Annotated in this window: 17 protein-coding genes and 1 riboswitch; of the genes, 9 read left to right on the forward strand and 8 right to left on the reverse strand. The window is 72.9% G+C overall.

Annotation, left to right across the window (positions count from 1 at the left end; genetic code table 11):
- The first annotated feature begins 92 nt into the window (after window positions 1-92).
- On the forward strand, window positions 93-431 hold the full coding sequence (locus AB0F61_RS13150) for a co-chaperone GroES (RefSeq protein ID WP_357808065.1): 339 nt from the start codon (window positions 93-95) through the stop codon (window positions 429-431).
- 91 nt (window positions 432-522) lie between these two features.
- Complete coding sequence (locus AB0F61_RS13155) at window positions 523-690, forward strand: hypothetical protein (RefSeq protein ID WP_357808068.1); 168 nt, start codon at window positions 523-525, stop codon at window positions 688-690.
- Between the two features lie 22 nt (window positions 691-712).
- On the opposite strand, the gene AB0F61_RS13160 is transcribed toward AB0F61_RS13155, so the two are convergent.
- Complete coding sequence (locus AB0F61_RS13160) at window positions 713-2,152, reverse strand: PrsW family intramembrane metalloprotease (RefSeq protein WP_357808071.1); 1,440 nt, start codon at window positions 2,150-2,152, stop codon at window positions 713-715.
- A 65-nt stretch (window positions 2,153-2,217) separates the two neighbouring features.
- Window positions 2,218-2,338, forward strand: a riboswitch (SAM riboswitch).
- A 46-nt stretch (window positions 2,339-2,384) separates the two neighbouring features.
- Here AB0F61_RS13160 and AB0F61_RS13165 point away from each other — a divergent pair.
- A complete protein-coding gene (locus AB0F61_RS13165) occupies window positions 2,385-3,653 on the forward strand; it encodes an aminotransferase class V-fold PLP-dependent enzyme (RefSeq protein WP_357808074.1) in 1,269 nt (422 codons plus the stop codon).
- Between the two features lie 11 nt (window positions 3,654-3,664).
- Here AB0F61_RS13165 and AB0F61_RS13170 read toward each other — a convergent pair whose 3' ends face one another.
- Window positions 3,665-4,900: an FUSC family protein gene (locus tag AB0F61_RS13170; RefSeq protein WP_357808077.1), complete on the reverse strand. Its 1,236-nt coding sequence runs from the start codon at window positions 4,898-4,900 to the stop codon at window positions 3,665-3,667.
- 106 nt (window positions 4,901-5,006) lie between these two features.
- Between AB0F61_RS13170 and AB0F61_RS13175 the strand changes: the two genes are divergently transcribed.
- The gene (locus AB0F61_RS13175) at window positions 5,007-5,669 is read left to right on the forward strand and encodes a metal-dependent phosphohydrolase (protein ID WP_357808080.1); all 663 of its coding nucleotides are present in this window, start codon (window positions 5,007-5,009) and stop codon (window positions 5,667-5,669) included.
- Here the strand turns inward: AB0F61_RS13175 and AB0F61_RS13180 are convergent.
- Window positions 5,635-5,925, reverse strand: coding sequence for a DUF4031 domain-containing protein (locus tag AB0F61_RS13180; RefSeq protein WP_357808083.1), 291 nt, complete (start codon window positions 5,923-5,925; stop codon window positions 5,635-5,637). The genes AB0F61_RS13175 and AB0F61_RS13180 overlap by 35 nt on opposite strands.
- 68 nt (window positions 5,926-5,993) lie before the next feature.
- Here AB0F61_RS13180 and AB0F61_RS13185 point away from each other — a divergent pair, with 68 nt between their 5' ends.
- Window positions 5,994-7,394 carry an FAD-linked oxidase C-terminal domain-containing protein gene (locus AB0F61_RS13185; protein WP_357808086.1) on the forward strand — a complete coding sequence of 467 codons (1,401 nt, stop codon included), beginning with the start codon at window positions 5,994-5,996 and terminating at the stop codon, window positions 7,392-7,394.
- A gap of 12 nt (window positions 7,395-7,406) precedes the next feature.
- Here AB0F61_RS13185 and AB0F61_RS13190 read toward each other — a convergent pair whose 3' ends face one another.
- Window positions 7,407-7,940, reverse strand: coding sequence for a hypothetical protein (locus tag AB0F61_RS13190; protein ID WP_357808089.1), 534 nt, complete (start codon window positions 7,938-7,940; stop codon window positions 7,407-7,409).
- A gap of 88 nt (window positions 7,941-8,028) precedes the next feature.
- A complete protein-coding gene (locus AB0F61_RS13195) occupies window positions 8,029-9,846 on the reverse strand; it encodes a glycerol-3-phosphate dehydrogenase/oxidase (protein WP_357808147.1) in 1,818 nt (605 codons plus the stop codon).
- Between the two features lie 227 nt (window positions 9,847-10,073).
- Between AB0F61_RS13195 and AB0F61_RS13200 the strand changes: the two genes are divergently transcribed.
- The 3 genes from AB0F61_RS13200 (at window position 10,074) to AB0F61_RS13210 (ending at window position 13,884) form a co-directional block, all read left to right on the forward strand.
- Complete coding sequence (locus tag AB0F61_RS13200) at window positions 10,074-12,578, forward strand: S8 family serine peptidase (protein ID WP_357808092.1); 2,505 nt, start codon at window positions 10,074-10,076, stop codon at window positions 12,576-12,578.
- A gap of 40 nt (window positions 12,579-12,618) precedes the next feature.
- On the forward strand, window positions 12,619-13,557 hold the full coding sequence (locus AB0F61_RS13205) for a GNAT family N-acetyltransferase (protein WP_357808095.1): 939 nt from the start codon (window positions 12,619-12,621) through the stop codon (window positions 13,555-13,557).
- Window positions 13,558-13,635: 78 nt separating this feature from the next.
- Window positions 13,636-13,884, forward strand: coding sequence for a hypothetical protein (locus tag AB0F61_RS13210; protein ID WP_357808098.1), 249 nt, complete (start codon window positions 13,636-13,638; stop codon window positions 13,882-13,884).
- Between the two features lie 56 nt (window positions 13,885-13,940).
- Here AB0F61_RS13210 and groL read toward each other — a convergent pair whose 3' ends face one another.
- The 3 genes from groL to AB0F61_RS13225 all read right to left on the reverse strand — a co-directional run bounded on the left by groL (window position 13,941) and on the right by AB0F61_RS13225 (window position 17,282).
- Window positions 13,941-15,563, reverse strand: a complete 1,623-nt coding sequence (gene groL, locus AB0F61_RS13215) for a chaperonin GroEL (RefSeq protein ID WP_030490078.1) — start codon at window positions 15,561-15,563, stop codon at window positions 13,941-13,943.
- Between the two features lie 272 nt (window positions 15,564-15,835).
- On the reverse strand, window positions 15,836-16,984 hold the full coding sequence (locus AB0F61_RS13220) for a hypothetical protein (RefSeq protein ID WP_357808102.1): 1,149 nt from the start codon (window positions 16,982-16,984) through the stop codon (window positions 15,836-15,838).
- A gap of 94 nt (window positions 16,985-17,078) precedes the next feature.
- A complete protein-coding gene (locus tag AB0F61_RS13225) occupies window positions 17,079-17,282 on the reverse strand; it encodes a cold-shock protein (RefSeq protein WP_039909088.1) in 204 nt (67 codons plus the stop codon).
- Window positions 17,283-17,587: 305 nt separating this feature from the next.
- Here AB0F61_RS13225 and AB0F61_RS13230 point away from each other — a divergent pair, with 305 nt between their 5' ends.
- The gene (locus AB0F61_RS13230) at window positions 17,588-18,118 is read left to right on the forward strand and encodes a GNAT family N-acetyltransferase (protein ID WP_357808105.1); all 531 of its coding nucleotides are present in this window, start codon (window positions 17,588-17,590) and stop codon (window positions 18,116-18,118) included.
- Window positions 18,119-18,328: the final 210 nt, after the last annotated feature.

Here is an 18,328-nt window from a genome sequence, read left to right on the forward strand (position 1 = left end):
CACCGTAGGGCAGTTCCGCCACACAATGCCCAGACCACCACCGGCGTAACCACAAGCGGACCCGCCGTCGGCCACACGGTAGCGTCTGCGGCGTGACCGCCGACAATGATCTGGACGCCGGCCTGCCGATCCGCCTGCTGCACGACCGCGTACTCGTGCGGATGGAGGGCGGCGAGGGCGAGCGTCGCTCCACCGCCGGCATCGTCATCCCGGCGACCGCCCAGGTCGGCAAGCGCCTCGCCTGGGCCACCGCGGTCGGGGTGGGGCCGAACGTGCGCGCCATCGTCTCCGGCGACCGGGTGCTCTTCGACCCGGACGACCGCTCCGAGGTCGAGCTGCACGGCCGCGGGTACGTGCTGCTGCGCGAACGCGACGTGCACGCGGTGGCCGCCGAGCGGATCGAGAACGACCCCACCGGCCTCTACCTCTGACCTACCCCCCGGCCACCGGGCCGCGCCGCGCATCGTTTGCCGGGCCGCACGACGGGAAGCCATCCGGCGACCGTGGCCCTGGGGAGGGACGATGCCAGTATTCGTGAAGAAGCTGTTGACCTGGGGCAGTGTCGCGTTCCTGATCTACTTCATGGCCTTCCGGCCGGACGGTGCCGCACAGATCTTCAAGGCCATCGGGGCTGCGCTGATGGCGATGTTCCAGGGCTTCGGTGACTTTCTCACCTCGCTGATGACCTGACGCCGCCGGCCGGCGCCCGCCGTCAGGGGTGACCCGGCGGCCACGGCGCCGTCGAGCGCAGGCCGGGCCAGCCGGGCGGGGCATAGCCCACCGGAGGCGGTGGCGCCGGGGCCAGCACCACCGGGATCGGCACCACCGGCTCGTCCGGCGCGTCCACCGGACGCTGCGTACCGTCCGGGAAGCGCAGGTGGTAGCGGCTGCCGTCCCAGACCCCCGTCGGGGCCTGCGGGTCCCGGCCGACGAAGAACGACCGGTACGCGCCGATCGCGTCGAGCAACTCCCGCTCCTCCCGCGCGGTCCGTTCCTGGTCGGCGGGCTTGCGATCCAGGCCGCGCAGCGAGCCGTCGCGCAGCAGGGCCAATCGGGTGGCGGCGGACTGGTACCCGCGCATCGCCCGCACCCCGGCGTCGCCGGCCACCCGCCGCGCCCAACTGCGGGCCGCGTGCCGCCGGCCCAGACTGCTCAGCGCGGCCACCTCGGGCGGGCTCAGCCAGCCGGCGCGTACGTAGTCCGGCAGGGTCCGCTCGGTGAGCCGCCCCTCCCAGGCGCGCAGCCACACCGCGAAACCCACAGTGCCGAAGAAGACCGGCACCATCAGGCCCAGGAAGCCGTACAGCATGATCAACGGCTCGCCGGTGGCCTGGGTCAGCGTGGGCAGCAGGTTCCACGTGCCGTGCAACATCATCGCCAGCAGCAGGCCGGCGACCGGGGCGAGCACCCGGACCCGCCGGTCGGCCGTCCGCGCCGCGATGCCCAGCCCCACACCGGTCATCGAGGTGAAGAGCGGATGGGCGAACCCGAACAGCAGGATCCGCAGGATGAAGATCGCGATGACCTGGTTGATGCCGGTCACCGGGCCGTACCGGTCGGCTCCGGACGCGAAGCCCACCCCACCCAGGTAGAGGATGTTCTCCACCATGGCGAAACCGACAGCGGACAGGCCGCAGTAGACCAGGCCGTCGGTGATCCCGGACCACTCCCGCCGCCGGAAGACCAGCAGCAGGATCGGGCCCAGCGCCTTGGTCAACTCCTCGATGAACGGCGCCACAAGCACACCGGTGAGCGCGTCGGGCAGCCCCCAGTCGGCGAACCGGTTGGCGGCGAAGTCGTTGACCGTGAGCGAGGCGGCGGTGGAGACGAACGCGCCCCAGGCGAAGCAGAAGATCAGATACTTCAACGGCTCCGGTTCGTACCGGTCCAGCCAGAGGAAGCAGGCGACAAGCACCGGCACCGGCAGGATGGCGGCGGCCACCCCGATCAGCAGGGCCTGCACGCCGAGCGACCGGCCGAGCGTGAAGACCATGAACACCGCGCAGGCGGCGATGAGCACCACCACCCCGGCCAACGCCAGGAAACGCCGCCGGCCCGGCCGGCGCAGCGGCATCCGGGGCGCCTGGCCGACGGACGGGGCCGCGGGCGCGGGCGACGACGGCAGGGGCGTACCGGGCGGGGTGTCGGCCATGCGGTCAGCGTAGCCATCCTCCGCCGGCTGGTCCGGTCGCCTCGGTTGCCGCTATGCTGCCGACAGGTCACGAGTGCCAGCGTTCAGCCCCGGCTTGCTGGCCGGCAACCCTCGTCGAGTTCGCGGTGGGGTGCCCCGGGTGATGACCGGGCCCAGCCCGATCGGTGTGCTGGGCAAGCGCGGACCCCGTCCCGATGCCGCACCCGGGGTCCCTGACCCCGGAGGTTCCGGCATGTCCGTCACCCTCGTTCCCTCGCTGCCCGCCCTGCCCGCCGTCGCGCCCGCGTCGTCGGCGCCGCTCGACGTCCTCGGCGTGCCGGGTGAGATCAACCTGGACTACGCGGCGAGCGCACCGTGCGCGCGGGCCGCCGCCGACGCGGTGGCTGAGCTGCTGCCCTGGTACGCCAGCGTGCATCGTGGCGCGGGCGCGCTGTCGCGGCGCTGCACCCTCGCCTACGAGCAGGCCCGGCAGACGGTAGGTGACTTCTTCGGCGTCCGCGCCGACGATCACGTGATCTTCACCCGCAACACCACCGACGCGCTCAACCTGCTGGCGCGGTCGCTGCCGGCCGGCACCACAGTGGTCACCTTCGCGGGCGAGCACCACGCCAACCTGCTGCCCTGGCCGCGCGGTTCGGTGCGGCTGCCGGTGCCCGCCGATCCCGCCGGGGCGGTACGCGACCTTGCCGCCGCCCTCACCGAGCTGCGCCGGGGCAACAGCCCGGCGCTGCCGGTGCTGGTCGCGGTTACCGGTGCGAGCAACGTGACAGGTGAGCGGTGGCCGGTCGCCGAGCTGGCCCGGGTGGCGCACCGGCACGGTGCCCGGATCGTGCTCGATGCCGCGCAGCTAGCCCCGCACGCCCCGGTCGACCTCCTCGCGCTCGACGTCGACTACCTGGCCGTGTCCGGCCACAAGCTGTACGCGCCGTTCGGTGCGGGCGTGCTGATCGGCCGGGCGGACTGGCTGGACGCCGCCCCGCCGTACCTGGCGGGTGGCGGCGCCACCAGCCACGTCGGCCCGGCCACCCACGACGTGACCTGGGCAACCGGTCCGGCCCGGCATGAGGGTGGCACCCCGAACCTGCTCGGCGCGGTCGCGCTGGCGGCCGTGTGCGCGGCGCTCGGCGCGGCGGACCGGGTCGCGCTCGCCGCCCGCGAGCAGGCGCTGCTGGCGCGTCTGCGGGCCGGCATCGAGGCGCTGCCGCACGTGGTGGAGCTGCGCACCTTCGGCCCGGACGCGCCCCGGGTCGGCATCGTCTCGTTCGTGGTCGCCGGCTGGGACTCCGCCGACGTGGCCGCGCGGCTGTCCACCGCGCACCGGATCGGCGTACGCGACGGGTTGTTCTGTGCCCACCCGCTGGCCCGGCGGCTGCTCGCCGAGGCGGCGGGACGGACCGGCCGACGGGACCTGCCGCCCACGGCGTTGCGCGCCAGCATCGGCCTGGGCAGCACCGTCGACCAGGTGGACCAACTGCTCACGGCGCTCGCCGAGCTGGGCTGAGGCGGCTGCGGTCAGCCGACGGGCGGGGCGGTCGGTGGTTTCGGCGCCCCGCCCGGCTCAGCCGGCTCACCCATCGGCCGCTCCTGCTCCCCGAAGGCGGTGCGGATCCACCGGTTCGCCTCCTCCTGCTCGATCCCGGAGGCCACCAGCAGGTCGCTGGCGGTGGTCCGGATCTGGGCGACGACCACGCTGCCGGAGAAGCCGACGCCGGCGCCGTACGCCCGCCCGGCCTCGCTGACCGCGCGCAGTGACCGCTCCCGGGCCTTCTCCGGTTCCTCGCCGGCGGCGAACTCGTGTTTGAGCAGCCGGACCGACTCGGCGAGGTGGCCGATCGCGTCCGGCATCGGGTCCGGCACCGGCTCCTCGTCCTCGATCAACGTGACGGACCGGCGGATCAGCGTGCCGGTGTTGCGCATCGCCCGGTCGATCGGGTCGGCCGCCTCCGCGTAGTGGATCAACTCGCTGCGGCGGTGCCAGCGGGCCGGGGAGAGGGTGGCGGTCTCCTTCGCCCCCTCGATCGCCTCGGACAACGTGTTCAGTTCATCCTTGTTGTTGCGCAGCCGATCCAGGGCCCGCTGGACACTGGCGCGGTCCCGGCTGCGCAACCCGTCCGCGGTGACGTCGAGCTGGGCGGCGAGCAGGTCGAGCGCCGGCCGGGCGGCCCGGTTGATCACCCGGAGCGGGTTCAGCGGCAGCAGCAGGGCGGTCACCAGGAGCGCGACGCCACCACCGAGAAAGGCGTCCACGAAGCGCGGGATCTCCAGATTCTGGGTGGACGGGCTCAGCGTCACGATCAGCACCGCCGTGGCCGCCGCCTGGATGACGATGGCGACGCTCGCCCCGGCGAAGATCGTGAACAGGATCGCGACGGTGACCACCAGGCCGAGCTGCCAGGCCCCGGTGCCGAGCAGGTAGATCAGGAAGTCGCCGATGGCGACACCGATCCCCACCCCGACGATCAGCTCCACGGTGCGGCGGAACCGCTGGCCGACCGACGCGGCCAGGGTGCCGACCGCGGAGATCGGCGCGAAGACCGGTTGCGGGTTGCCGAGCACCTTGTGCGAGATGAGGTACGCCAGCCCGGCGGCCAGCCCCGCCTGCAGGGCCAGTCCGCCGGCCATCCGCACCCGGTGCAGCCGGTCGTGCAGGGTGGCCCGGCCACGATGCCGCAGTTGCTCGGTGGCCTCGGCGATGCGCGCCCCGTCGACGTCCACCAACCCGTCACGCAACGGGGCGCGTCGCACCATCGGAGGTCTCTTGTCCCGGGCCACCGCCATGGGCGCGACTACCCCGGACAGGCCGGCTGAATCCTTCGGCGTCGCGCGCCGTGGCCGGATGCGGCAGACTCGGCCGGTGGTCGATCTGCTGGAGCGGTGGCGGGCGGCAGCCCGGGGTGCTGGTGTGAAGCCGGGCGCGGGGTGGACCCGGGCCGGGGAGCGGCTGCTCGACCGGTGGCGGGAGCCGCACCGGCACTACCACACGGTGGCCCACCTGACGGCGGTGCTCGACGTGGTGGACGAGCACGCCGAGCTGGCCGACCGGGCCGACCTCGTCCGGCTGGCGGCCTGGTGGCACGACGCGGTCTACGACCCGCGGGCCACGGGTGCCGCCAACGAAGAGGACAGCGCCGCGCTGGCCGAGAGCGTGCTCACCGGGCTCGGGGTGCCGGTGCCCACGGCGGCCGAGGTACGCCGGCTGGTGCTGCTGACCGCCGGGCACGTGGTGGGTCCGGACGACCGGGACGGCGCCCTGCTCTGCGACGCGGACCTCGCCGTGCTGGCCACGCCCCCGGCCGACTACGACAGGTACGCGACGGCGATCCGACGGGAGTACGCGCACGTGCCGGAGCCGGCCTTCCGGGCTGGGCGGGCGGCGGTGCTGGACGGTCTGCTGGCGCTGCCCGCGCTGTTCCGGCTGCCGCCGCTGGCGGCCCGCTGGGAGGAGCCCGCCCGGGGCAACGTGCGCCGCGAACTGGCCACGCTCACCGCTGCGGTGCCGCCGTCGGGCGCGGGCTGACCAGGTGCTTCGGGCGGCGCAGGTCGGCGGCGCGGAGCAACCGGACCAGCTCCCGGCTCGGCACCACCTGGGCGCCGAGCCACACCGCCGCCGCGAACCGGTCGGCGGGGATGTCGTAGTGGTCGCGGTCGAAGCCGCGCCGGGGCGCGCCGAGTGCCTCGGCGAAGGCGTGCAGCTCGGCGTACGAGACGTCGCTGATCAGGTGTGACCAGAGCCGACCGCGCCACGGCCAGGCCGGCCGGTCCAGGTAGAGCATGACGTCCAAGCTATCCCGCGCAGTTGATCATGTTGATGATCGCCGGTCGGCGACCTAGCCTCGGCTGCATGGCCCCCACCACGCTCCTGGACGACCTCCGCGCCGCGCTCGGTGTCGACGCCGTGCTCACCGACCCGGATCTGCTGCGCACGCACCAGCGGGACGAGGCCGACCTGTGCGAGGCCGGCACCCCGCTCGTGGTGACCCGTCCGCGCAGCACCGAACAGGTGGTCGCGGTGGTCCGGGCGGCGGCGCGACACGGCGTACCGGTGGTGCCGCAGGGCGCGCGGACCGGGCTGGCCGGCGCGGCGAACGCGGTGGACGGCGCGGTGGTGCTGAGCACCGTCGCGATGGACGAGATCCGGGAGATCGACCCGGTGAGCCGGATCGCTGTGGTCCAGCCGGGGGTGGTCAACGCGGCGCTGGCCGGCGCGGTGGCGAAGCAGGGCCTCTGGTACCCGCCGGACCCCGGCTCCTGGGAGTCGTCCACGATCGGCGGCAACGTGGCCACCAACGCTGGCGGCATGTGCTGCGTGAAGTACGGGGTGACCACCGAGTACGTGCTCGGCCTGGAGGTGGTGCTCGCCTCCGGTGAGGTGCTGCGCACCGGCCGGCGGACGGCCAAGGGGGTGGCCGGCTACGACCTGACCCGGCTCTTCGTCGGCTCGGAGGGCACCCTCGGGGTGATCACCGAGGTGACCGTGGCGTTGCGACCGGCGCCGGCCGAGTCGCTGACCCTGGTTGCGGTCTTCGGATCCACAGCGGCGGCCGGAGCGGCGGTGGCCGAGATCGCGGCCCGGGGGCTCACCCCCAGCCTGCTGGAACTGCTCGACCAGACCCACCTGCGGGCGATCGAGGCGTACCAGCCGATGGGGCTGCGGACCGACGCGCAGGCCCTGCTGCTGGCCGCCGCGGACACCGGCGGCCGGGCCGCCGACGACCTGGCCGGCCTGGCCGAGGTGTGCTCGGCGGCCGGCGCCGACGAGGTCTACGCGGCCACCGACGCGGTGGAGGCCGCGGCGCTGTTGCAGGCCCGCCGGCTGGCCCACCCGGCGATGGAGAAGTTCGCCGCCGACGCCTACCCGGGTGGCAACGGCGGTCTGGTGATCGACGACGTGGCGGTGCCCCGCGGCTCGCTCGCCGCGCTGCTGGACGGGGTGGCCCGGATCGCCGTGGAGTGCGAGGTGCCGATCGGTGTGGTGGGGCACGCCGGGGACGGCAACATGCACCCGAACATCGTGGTGGACCGGGCGGACCCGGCAAGCGTGCAGCGCGGCCGGCGGGCCTTTGACGAGATCATGCGGCTCGGTCTGGACCTGGGCGGCACCTGCACCGGCGAGCACGGGGTGGGGCTGCTCAAGCGGGACTGGCTGGCCCGGGAGATCGGGCCGGTCGGCGTCCGGGTGCACCAGGCGATCAAGTCCGCGCTGGACCCGGCTGGGCTGCTCAACCCGGGCAAGGTGCTCTGAGCCGGCCCGGCGTCAGCCCTTGATCTCGGCCGGGGTCGCCTGGGTGAGCAGCAGCAGGATCTCCCCGGCGACCGGCGTGCGCTCCTCACCGGGGCAGTCCTGTGAGGTGATCAGCCCGCTCGAGGTGAGCAGGCTGGACGTGAGCGCGTCGATGCAGGTGGTGCGGTATCTGCGGGCCTGGTCGGTCTCGTCGGCAAGTGCCGGGTTGGCGAGCAGCACCTGGAGCCGTTCGGTCAACTCCGGGGCGAGGGTGCCCCGGGAGGTGACCCCGTCACCGGCGCAGTCGAGGCACTGCCACGCGCCGTCGCGTTCGACGCTCAGGGTGCGCAGCGGGCCGTCCTCGCCGAGCCGCTGAATCAGGCTGACCTGGCCGACGGCGACAGTGGTGGGGATCTCCAACTGCGCGCCGCCACCGGCCGAGGCGGACGGCTGTGACGCCGGGGTGCCCCGCGGTTCCCGGTCGAACAGCGAACACCCGGTCAGGGCACCGACGAGGACGGCGGCGAGGACCGGTAATAGCAGACGAGGGTGCGCGCGGGGAAGCACGCGCGGAAACCTACCCCACCGTAGGTAGCGTTCGAAACCACCATCCGGGCCGGTATCGATGGTTACCCATCGGTAACGTTACAATTCATCACCGAGCGGACGGCCGCAGCTCAGCCTGATCGTCGCCGCCACCCCGATCGGCCGCATAACCCCGGACGTCCGGAGCACCGAGCCGGGCCGCGTCCGCCGCGGCGTCGTCCGGCATCAACTGCGACTGCCGCTCCGCCTCCACCCGGGCGCGGTAGTGCTCGACCTCCCGGGCCCGGGTGGCCGCATCCCAGCCGAGCACCGCGCCCATCAACTCGGCGGTGTGCTCCGCCGACTCCAACCCCCGGTGGCTGGTCTCGAACGAGATCCGGGTCCGCCGGGTCAGCACGTCCTCCAGGTGCAGCGCACCCTCGGCCCGCGCCGCGTAGGCGACCTCCGCCGCCAGGTACTCCGGTGCACCCGCCAGCGGGGACCCGAGCAGCGGATCGGCGTCGACAAGCGCCAACAGGTCCAGGGTGAGGGTGCCGTACCGCTCCAGCAGATGCTCCACCACGCCCACCGGCACACCGTGCCGGCGGGCCAGGTCGGCCCGGTCCCGCCACATCGCCGGGTAACCGTCCGCCCCGAGCAGCGGCAGATCGGCCGTACGCGACGAGCGGGTGCCGCCCAACCGGCGGGCTGCGCGGTCGACCACGTCGGACGCCATCACCCGGTACGTCGTGTACTTGCCACCGGCCACCAGCAGCAGCCCGAGCATCGGCTCGAAGACCGCGTGCTCACGGGAGAGCTTCGAGGTCGAGTCGGCCTCGCCGGCCAGCAGTGGACGCAGCCCCGCGTACACCCCCTCGATGTCGGCGGTGGTCAACGGCCGGTCCAGCACCGTGTTGACCTGCTCCAGGAGGTAGTCGATGTCGCGGGCCGAGGCGGCCGGGTGGGACCGGTCCAGTCGCCAGTCGGTGTCCGTCGTGCCGATGATCCAGTGCCCGCCCCACGGGATGACGAAGAGCACCGACTTCGCCGTACGCAGGATGAGCCCCGTCTCGCCGGTGATCGCCGAGCGGGGCACCACCAGGTGCACCCCCTTGGACGCACGCACCCGGACCCCGGGCCGCAGGCCCACGTCGTTGAGCATCCGCGACATGTCGTCGCTCCACACCCCGGTGGCGGCGATGACGGTACGGGCGTGCACCTCGAACTCCGCGTCCGGTGACCCCGCCGGCGCCTCCAGGTCGCGGACGCGGACACCTGTCACCTCACGTGCCTGCCGGATCAGCCCGACGGCACGCGCGCTGCTCACCACTGTGGCACCGAGGCTGGCCGCGGTGCGGGCCAGCGTGACGACCAACCGGGCGTCGTCGACCTGACCGTCGTAGTAGCGGATCGCCCCGGCGAGCGCGTCGGCCCGCAGGCTCGGAAAGATCCTCCGAGCGCCCTCCCGGGTCAGGTGCCGGTGCAGCGGCATGCCCCGGCCAGCGCCGAAGACCCCTGCGAACGCGTCGTAGGTGGCGACGCCGGCGCCGTAGTACGAGCGGCGGAAGATCCGGGCCGGCAGGTCCCGCAGGCCCCTCCCGGCCGGCAGTGGCACCAGGAACGGCACCGGGCGCACCAGGTGCGGCGCGAGTCGGGTGGCCAGCAGCCCGCGCTCGGTGAGCGCCTCGTGGACCAGGTGGAACTCCAGTTGCTCCAGGTAGCGCAGGCCACCGTGGATCAGCTTGCTGGACCGGCTGGAGGTGCCCGCGGCGAGATCACGCGCCTCGACCAGGGCCACCTTCAGGCCCCGGGACGCCGCGTCCAGGGCGGCACCCGCACCGGTCACCCCACCACCGATGACCAGCACGTCGAAGCGCTCGGCGCGCAGTCGACGCAGGTCGGACGCACGGCGGACCGGCGAGAGCTGACCGGCGACGGATCGGGAGATACTGGGATCACGCACCCGTCAACGGTAACCGCCAGGCCGGCATGTCGACATTCGCCGCCCTGCGTTCGCCCAGTTCGACGATCGGTCGCAGCCGCCGCTCCCACTCCTCGATCACGTGATGAGAAGTAGGTGCCAGCGGCGCTTCTGACCTACTTTTCATCACTTGATCACCGCACGTCACGTCGACGCCGGGCTGGAACCGTTCATCGTGGTCGTAAGGTTCTCGGATGCACGGTCACCCCACGTACCCCGGAGTCAGCGACCGCAGTTCCCCATGGCCGGTGGTCGCGGCCGTGTTCGTCGGCTGCTGGACGGTCGCGATCACCGTGGCCACCCAGGCCGGTGGCTGGCTCACCGACCAGGTGCTGCTGGGCTTCGGACGGGACCGGGTCGGTTGGCTCTGGCCGGTGCTCGGGCTGGTCACCATCGTCCTGGTGGGCACGCCCGCGCTGCTGCTGGCGGTGCTGCCCCGGTCGACGACGGTCCGGGCCACCGGGCGCGTCTGGCTGTTCGGGGCACTAGCCCTCGGGGTGCTGACGGTGCTGCGGGTCGTGCCTCCGGTGCACCACGAGGCGTACCTCGCCGCGCTGGCCGTCGTGGCGGTGCTCAGCGCGCTCGCGGTGCGCCTGTCGGCGCGCCGGTGGGCGTACCCCGCCGCGGCCGGCGCTGTCGGCGGCGCGGCACCCACCGGAGACGGCGACGCCCCGCGGCCCGAGGTTGTCGGAGACCTGACATCGGTCGGACGGCGCATGCGCCCGGCCGGCGCGGTGCCGCTGCTCGCGGTCGCCGCCGGGATGGCGCTGCTGCTGCCGTGGGCCTGGCTGGGCGCGCTCGGCGGGCTCCTGGAGACCGCGCTCGCGCTGCTGGCGGCCGCGGCGCTCGGGGTGCTGGCCGCGACGCTGCTCGACGCCACCTTCTGGTCGCGGTTCGCGGTCGGGCGGCCACCCCGGCCGGCTCGGCTGGTGCTGGTCGGCGGCCTGGTCGGCGGGGTGGCGCTGCTCCTGCTCGCGGCCGGCACCGGTCAGTCCGGCGCGCAGTTGCCCGCGCTGCTGACCCTGCCCCCGGTGGGTTTCGCAGTGGCCGCGCTCTGGGCCGCGACGTGGCGGCCCACCGCCGACCCGGCCGACGCCGCGCGCGCCGGCCGGACGGCGACCGGGTGGCTGGTGGGCCTGGCCGCACTCGGCCCGCTGGCCTTCACCGACCCGGAAGAGATCACCCTGCTGCTGGTCGGCACCCGCGACGTCCCGTTCTGGGTGGCGGTCGCGGCCGGCGCGGGGCTCGCCGTCGCCGTCCTGGTCGCCGTCGGGTACGCGGTGCTGCTCGCCCGGCCGGCGGCGCGCACCCCGAGTCGTCGGGTCGCGGCGGTGGCAGCCGTGGTGCTGCTTGTGGCGTTCGGCGTGGTCGACCTCGGTCCCGGCCAGCCGGGCCTGTACGGCGAGCGACTGTTCGTGGTGCTGCGCGAGCAGGCCGACCTGACGGGTCTGCCGGCCGGACAGCCAGGTCGGGCCGGTCGGGACGCCCGCGCGGCGGAGGTCTACCGGCGGTTGGTGACGACCGCCGAGCGGAGCCAGGCAGACCTGCTCCGGGAGCTGGGTCGACTACGACTCGATCCGGTGTCGTACTACCTGGTGAACGCCGTCGAGGTGGACGGCGGCCCGGCGGTGCGGGCGTGGCTCGCCCGCCGACCGGAGGTGGCCCGGGTGCTGGTCAGCCAACGCCTGCGGCCGCTGCCGGCCCCGGCGGGGCAGAACCGGGGCACCGCCCCCAAGCCCACCGGACCGGAGTGGAACATCCGCCAGATCGGTGCCGACCGGGTCTGGTCCCAGCTCGGGGTGACCGGCACCGGAATCGTGGTCGGCAGCTCGGACTCGGGGGTGGACGGCACCCATCCGGCGCTGCGAGCCGGGTTCCGCGGCGGGGACGACTCCTGGTACGACCCGTGGGACGGCACCCGGAGCCCGACCGACCAGGGCGGACACGGCACCCACACGGTGGGCAGCGCGGTCGGGCGGGACGGCATCGGGGTGGCACCGGACGCGCAGTGGGTGGGCTGCGTCAACCTGGACCGCAACCTCGGCAGCCCCGCGCACTACCTGGACTGTCTCCAGTTCATGCTGGCGCCCTTCCCGGCCGGCGGCGACCCGTTCACCGACGGCCGACCGGAGCGCGCCCCGCAGGTGCTCAGCAACTCGTGGGGCTGCCCGCCGATCGAGGGCTGCGACCAGGGTGTGCTGCGCCCGGCCACCGCAGCGCTGGACGCCGCCGGGATCTTCGTGGTCGCCGCCGCCGGTAACACCGGGCCGTGGTGCGCGTCGATCGACGACCCGCCGGCACCGTACGCGGACGTGTTGACAGTGGGCGCGGTGGACGCGCAACGCCGGGTCGCGGAGTTCTCCTCGCGCGGGCCGGTGTCGGGTGGCACGGGCAAGCCGGACGTGCTGGCCCCGGGCGTGGGTGTGGTGTCGGCGATGCCGGGCGGCACGTACGCGGCGCTGGACGGCACCTCGATGGCGACTCCGCAGGTGGCGGGGGTGGTGGCGCTGATGTGGTCGGCGAACCCCGCGCTTGTCGGCGACGTGACCCGGACCCGGCAGCTCCTGCGGGACACCGCGACGGCGGCGACGCCCACCTACCGCTCCGACAACCCGGCCGACGCCTGCGGCGGCCCGTCGAACGTCACCGGTGCCGGACAGGTCGACGCCTACGCGGCCGTCGAGGCCGCCCGGCGGTGAGGTACGCGGACCAGCACCCGGTGATCTAGGGTCGGCGACCATGGACGCCGAGATCACCGTCACCGAACTGACCCCCGACCTGGCACCCGCCGTGGCGCGGCTCTGCGAGCAGGCTCTCGACCTGCCCGAGGACGCCGCCGAGGCGGCCGGAATCGTGGATGTGCTCTGGCCCCGGGCCGCCGCCGCCGACCGGCCGGTGGTAGGGCTGGGCGCGTACCGGGGGGCGGACCTGGTCGGGGTGCTGCTCTGCTCGGTCTCGTCGACCGAGGCGGGTACCGGACACGTGGACCTGGTCGCGGTCCTCCCGGACCACCGCCGCCGGGGCGTCGGCCGGGCGCTGCTGCGGCGGGCCGAGCGGGTGCTGGCCGAGCGCGGGGCAACCGAGGTGCTGCTGGCCGGGAACCCGCCGTACTACGCGTGGCCGGGCGTCGACGTCCGCTACACGCCGGCGGTCTGCGCCGCCCTCGCGCTGGGCTACCAGCAGGATCGGACCGCCTGGAACATGACCGCTGACCTGTCGTACGACGGGTCGCCGGCGCTGCGGTCCACCGAGGCGGCCGAGCGGCGGCTGGCCGACCAGGGTGTGACAGTACGCCGGGCGGAGCCGGCGGACCTGCCGGCGTTGACCGCGTTCGCCAGGTCCACCTTCGGTGGCACGTGGGACGGCGAGTTGGCCGGGTCGGTGGGTCGGGACGGCGCCGGTTGTCACCTGGCGGAGCGGGGCGGCGAGGTGCTCGGCTTCGCCGCGTACGGGTCGTCGCGGCCGAGCTGGTTCGGGCCGATGGGCACCGCGCCGGCCGCCGAGGGGTCGGGCATCGGTGGTGTCCTGTTGCGGCGCTGCCTGGCCGACCAGCAGGCGGCGGGGCTGACCCGGGCGGAGATCGGCTGGGTGGGGCCGGTGCCGTTCTACTCAGGCAGCGCGGGTGCCCGGATCGAGCGGGTCTTCTTCCTGTACCGGCGAACCCTGTCGCCGGCATAACCGGGGCAAAGAGGGCATTGGTTCATTCGCCCGCGTCGGCCATTGACGCCCCCTACCGTTTTGGTAGAGGAGGCAGCCATGACCACGGATGACGACCAGACCGAGGACGGCCCGCCGATCACCTGGAAACCAGTAGGCGAACTCCCCGGCCAACTGCCGTTCGACAGGCTCGACTACGGCGACGCCGAGCAACTGGCCGAGATGACCACCGACGACGAGTCGGCGCTCGTCGAGGAGCCACGGGAGATGGTGGACGCGCCGATCCAGTTGCTTCCGCCGTACAACCGGGCGCAGAAACGGCGCAACCAACGCCCACTGCCGACCTGACGACGAACGGGGCGGACCGCGTCAGCGGCCCGCCCCGTTCGGTGTCGGAACTGGACTCAGAAGTCCATGTCCCCGCCACCCGGGCCAGCCGGGGCAGCCGGGGTCTTCTCCGGCTTGTCCGCGACGACGGCCTCGGTGGTGAGGAACAGCGCCGCGATGGACGCGGCGTTCTGCAGCGCCGAGCGCGTCACCTTGGCCGGGTCGATGATGCCCGCGGCCAGCAGGTCGACGTACTCGCCGTTGGCGGCGTTGAGGCCGTGACCCGCTTCGAGGTTACGGACCTTCTCCACCACGACGCCGCCCTCAAGGCCGGCGTTGACGGCGATCTGCCGCAGCGGGGCGTCCAGCGCCACCTTGACGATGTTCGCACCGGTCGCCTCGTCGCCGACCAGGTCGAGCTTGTCGAAGGCGGTCTTGCCGGCCTGGACCAGCGCGACGCCACCACCCGGGACGATGCCCTCCTCGACGGCGGCCTTCGCGTTGCGAACGGCGTCCTCGATGCGGTGCTTGCGCTCCTTGAGCTCGACCTCGGTGGCCGCGCCGACCTTGATGACCGCAACGCCGCCGGCCAGCTTGGCCAGCCGCTCCTGCAGCTTCTCCCGGTCGTAGTCGGAGTCGCTCTTGTCGATCTCGGCCCGGATCTGGTTGACCCGGCCCTGGATCTGCTCGGCGTCACCGGCACCGTCGACGATGGTGGTCTCGTCCTTGGTCACCACGACCTTGCGGGCGCGGCCCAGCATGTCGAGGCTGGCGGCGTCGAGCTTGAGGCCGACCTCCTCGCTGATGACCTGACCACCGGCGAGGATGGCGATGTCGGTCAGCATGGCCTTGCGGCGGTCACCGAAGCCCGGCGCCTTGACGGCGACCGACTTGAAGGTGCCACGGACCTTGTTGACCACCAGGGTGGCGAGGGCCTCGCCCTCCAGGTCCTCGGCGATGATCAGCAGCGGCTTGCCCGACTGCATGACCTTCTCCAGGATCGGGAGCAGGTCCTTCACCGACGAGATCTTGCTGTTGGCGATCAGGATGTACGGGTCGTCGAAGACGGCCTCCATACGCTCCGGGTCGGTCATGAAGTAGGCCGAGATGTAGCCCTTGTCGAAGCGCATACCCTCGGTGAGCTCCAGCTCCAGCCCGAAGGTGTTGCTCTCCTCGACGGTGATGACGCCTTCCTTGCCGACCTTGTCCATCGCCTCGGCGATGATCTCGCCGACGGTGCTGTCGCCAGCGGAGATGGAGGCGGTGGAGGCGATCTGCTCCTTGGTCTCGACGTCCTTGGCGAGCTTGGACAGCTCCTCCGAGACGCTCGCGACCGCGGCCTCGATGCCCCGCTTCAGGGCCATCGGGTTGGCGCCGGCGGCCACGTTGCGCAGGCCCTCGCGAACCAGGGCCTGGGCCAGGACGGTCGCCGTCGTCGTGCCGTCACCGGCAACGTCGTCGGTCTTCTTGGCGACCTCCTTGACCAGCTCAGCGCCGATCTTCTCGTACGGGTCCTCGAGCTCGATCTCCTTGGCGATGCTCACACCATCGTTGGTGATGGTGGGGGCACCCCACTTCTTCTCGAGCACGACGTTGCGGCCCTTGGGGCCGAGGGTCACCTTTACGGCGTCGGCGAGCTGGTTCATGCCCCGCTCGAGGCCGCGGCGCGCCTCTTCGTCGAACGCGATCATCTTGGCCATACGGCGTTGTCCTCCTGGACACTCACGGGCCACCCGAGATGTGTGCCCCGGATGGGCCGCCTGGTGTACGCACCTTGGGACGTCGCCACCTGGCGACGACGACGTCCTTCGGCCGGGCCGGATAGCCCGCGACGACCGGCCATGTGTCGCCCCGGCGTCTCCACGCCGGTGCAACCTGGCCCCACCGTCCCGACCATTGGCACTCACGGTATGCGAGTGCCAATGACTTGTTTAGCACTCTCCCCTGCCGAGTGCAAGCACGATGGGGCCGCTCAGCCGAGTTCCGCGGCCAGTACGGCAGTGTTCACCGGCGCCTCATGGGCGCGCTGCTCGGCGTACGTCACCAGCAGACCGATCAACTGGGCCAGGTGGGCCGGCAGGGCCAGCGCGGCGGTGACCCCGATCACCGCCACCGCCGCGACCGCGGTGCCCGGCGACGTGAGGGGATCCGTGCCGATCGCGGTGGTGCCCGCCCCCTCCAGGACATTGGTGACCACGTTGACGACGACGACCGCCAGGGCCACCAGAGCCACCCGACCGAGCAGCAGGCCGAGCCGGTCGTGGAACATCCGGAACGACCGGCCGATCGGGTTGTGGCGTTCGAAGAGATAGACCGGGCCGGCCATGCTCAGCGCGAACGTCAGGTAGATACCCGGCAGCACGCAGCAACAGAAGCCGATGCCCGCGATCACGCTGATCAACAGGGTCCAGCCCCAAAGCCCGAGTGCCCGACGGAGGCCGTAGCGCAGCGCGACATCCAGGCTGCCCGGCTGACCGGACGCCTGCTGCGTGATCACCCAACTGCCGGCGGCCCAGCCGACGGCCTGCACCAGCCCGACCAGCAGACTGCCGCCGATCGCCACCACGAGAAGACCCGCCAGATCGGCGGCGAACGTGTCCGGCAGAGCGGGAGTCGGGTCAGCACCGATCTGGGCGTCCCATTTCGCCGTCGGGTCGATGCCCAGGGCGATCACCGAGAGCACGGCCGCCGGCAACACCTGGGTGAGCAGCATGAGGGGCACCAACTGCCGCCAGCCCCGACGCAGCGCTCCCCCACACCTGGCGAACCAGCCGGCCAGACCGGCGCCGCGCGGAGTGACGAGCGGGTCGTTCGGGTCGAACCCGTAACCCGGCGGGTACCAGCCGACCGGCTGCCCGGGATACCAGGGCTGCGCACCGTAGGGACCCGGGCCGGGCGGGTAGCCGCCGGTGGGCGGGAACGTCCAACCCGGTGGCGGCGGACCCCAGCCGCCCTGCGCCGGGTCCCAGCCGGGCGGCGGGCCGGCCGGAGGTACGCCGGGCCTCACCTCGGATGGCATGTCCCCTGCCGGGCCGGAACTGCCGTACGACACTGTCGGATCGGACGGACCGGGCTCCCCCGGCCCAGAGGGTGGGGTGGGCGGGGGCGGCTGGTCAGTCATGAACGCTCCTCAGCATCGGCTGGAACGGCCACGATCTTCCCGGTTGTGCGCCAGTGGCGCTGCCCCGACCCGCGGGGCGATCGAGGAGGAAAGCTCAGGCGATGACGCGTACGTGCTCGGCCTGCGGGCCCTTCTGACCCTGGGCGATCTCGAACTCCACCCGCTGACCGTCGTCAAGCGCCTTGTAGCCGTCCATCTCGATCGCGGAGAAGTGAACGAAAACGTCCTGACCGCCGTCGACGGCGATGAAGCCGTAGCCCTTTTCGGCGTTGAACCACTTCACGGTGCCCTGTGCCACGGTGCACTTCCCTCACTATGCGCGGTGTTGCCTGACCTGGCGCACGGCACGGCCGGACGCCCACCGGCCACCACCTCAGCGATCGATGGCGACCATTGAAAAAGGTGACCGAAATCGCACGCTACACGAGCAGTGAGCGCCGCGCACGGTCACAAATCGGGCATATTCCGGGGCCGGTCCGACTGCGCGAGTCGGTCGGCTTTCGGCCCACCGGATCCATGTCGGCGACTGCGCGGTGCGGCTCCGGGCACCGGGCCGGCGGGCACGGCCGTGACGGCAACCGACCCTGTGGTAGGCATGCGGGCATGACCACCGATACGGGCGCGACAGCCCTGCGGCAGGCGGAGATCCGCCGGGTCCGGCCGGAGGACGCCAGCCGGATGCGGGCACTGCGTCTGGAGATGCTCGCCGACGCACCGTTGGCCTTCCTGGAGACCCTGGCGGACGCGGCGGCCCGGCCGCACACCGAGTTCGTCGCCCGGATCTCGTACACCTCGGTCGGCCCCAACAACGCGCAGTTCATCGCCGACCCGGGAGGCCGGCTCGTCGGACACGCCGGTGGCACGGTCTCCCCGACCGAACCCGGCCTCACCGTGATCTACGCGGTCTACGTCACGCCGGCCTGGCGGGGGCGCGGGCTGCTCGGTGAGCTGATCGACGGGGTGGCCGCGTGGTCACGCGCCTGCGGCCGGCCGGAGCTGCTGCTGGAGGTGGTGGTCGGCAACGACCGCGCCTACCGCGCCTACCAGCGGCTGGGCTTCACCGACACCGGCGTGCGCGTCCCCCACCCAACCATCCCAGCCCTGACCGAGCTGCAAATGCGCCGAACCGCATAACAAGAGAACTCATCCCAAGGCAGAACCCCGGTGATGTCTTAAAGGCCGGATGCGTCAGCGACAACCGTGCCCACGGAGGGTTTCCGGGGCAGCCCGACCCGCGCAGGGATCAAGCCTGACCGCCCGGAGCGGGCCCGCTGCGCGCCACCTGCCCGGTGCAGGCCGACTACCTCGCCCGGCAGATCGGCTTCAGCTCGGGCTTCTACCGGT

It is taken from the genome of Micromonospora sp. NPDC023888 (genome assembly GCF_040639415.1).
In the GTDB taxonomy this organism is placed as follows: domain Bacteria; phylum Actinomycetota; class Actinomycetes; order Mycobacteriales; family Micromonosporaceae; genus Micromonospora.

Bases quoted from the DNA above. Each gene is read 5' to 3' on its own strand.
- AB0F61_RS13155 (WP_357808068.1), top strand. From the start codon at position 523: ATGCCAGTATTCGTGAAGAAGCTGTTGACCTGGGGCAGTGTCGCGTTC.
- AB0F61_RS13160 (WP_357808071.1), bottom strand. From the start codon at position 2,152: ATGGCCGACACCCCGCCCGGTACGCCCCTGCCGTCGTCGCCCGCGCCC.
- AB0F61_RS13185 (WP_357808086.1), top strand. From the start codon at position 5,994: ATGGCCCCCACCACGCTCCTGGACGACCTCCGCGCCGCGCTCGGTGTC.
- groL (WP_030490078.1), bottom strand. From the start codon at position 15,563: ATGGCCAAGATGATCGCGTTCGACGAAGAGGCGCGCCGCGGCCTCGAG.
- AB0F61_RS13200 (WP_357808092.1), top strand. From the start codon at position 10,074: ATGCACGGTCACCCCACGTACCCCGGAGTCAGCGACCGCAGTTCCCCA.
- AB0F61_RS13205 (WP_357808095.1), top strand. From the start codon at position 12,619: ATGGACGCCGAGATCACCGTCACCGAACTGACCCCCGACCTGGCACCC.
- AB0F61_RS13220 (WP_357808102.1), bottom strand. From the start codon at position 16,984: ATGACTGACCAGCCGCCCCCGCCCACCCCACCCTCTGGGCCGGGGGAG.
- AB0F61_RS13230 (WP_357808105.1), top strand. From the start codon at position 17,588: ATGACCACCGATACGGGCGCGACAGCCCTGCGGCAGGCGGAGATCCGC.
- AB0F61_RS13210 (WP_357808098.1), top strand. From the start codon at position 13,636: ATGACCACGGATGACGACCAGACCGAGGACGGCCCGCCGATCACCTGG.
- AB0F61_RS13170 (WP_357808077.1), bottom strand. From the start codon at position 4,900: ATGGTGCGACGCGCCCCGTTGCGTGACGGGTTGGTGGACGTCGACGGG.
- AB0F61_RS13165 (WP_357808074.1), top strand. From the start codon at position 2,385: ATGTCCGTCACCCTCGTTCCCTCGCTGCCCGCCCTGCCCGCCGTCGCG.
- AB0F61_RS13180 (WP_357808083.1), bottom strand. From the start codon at position 5,925: ATGCTCTACCTGGACCGGCCGGCCTGGCCGTGGCGCGGTCGGCTCTGG.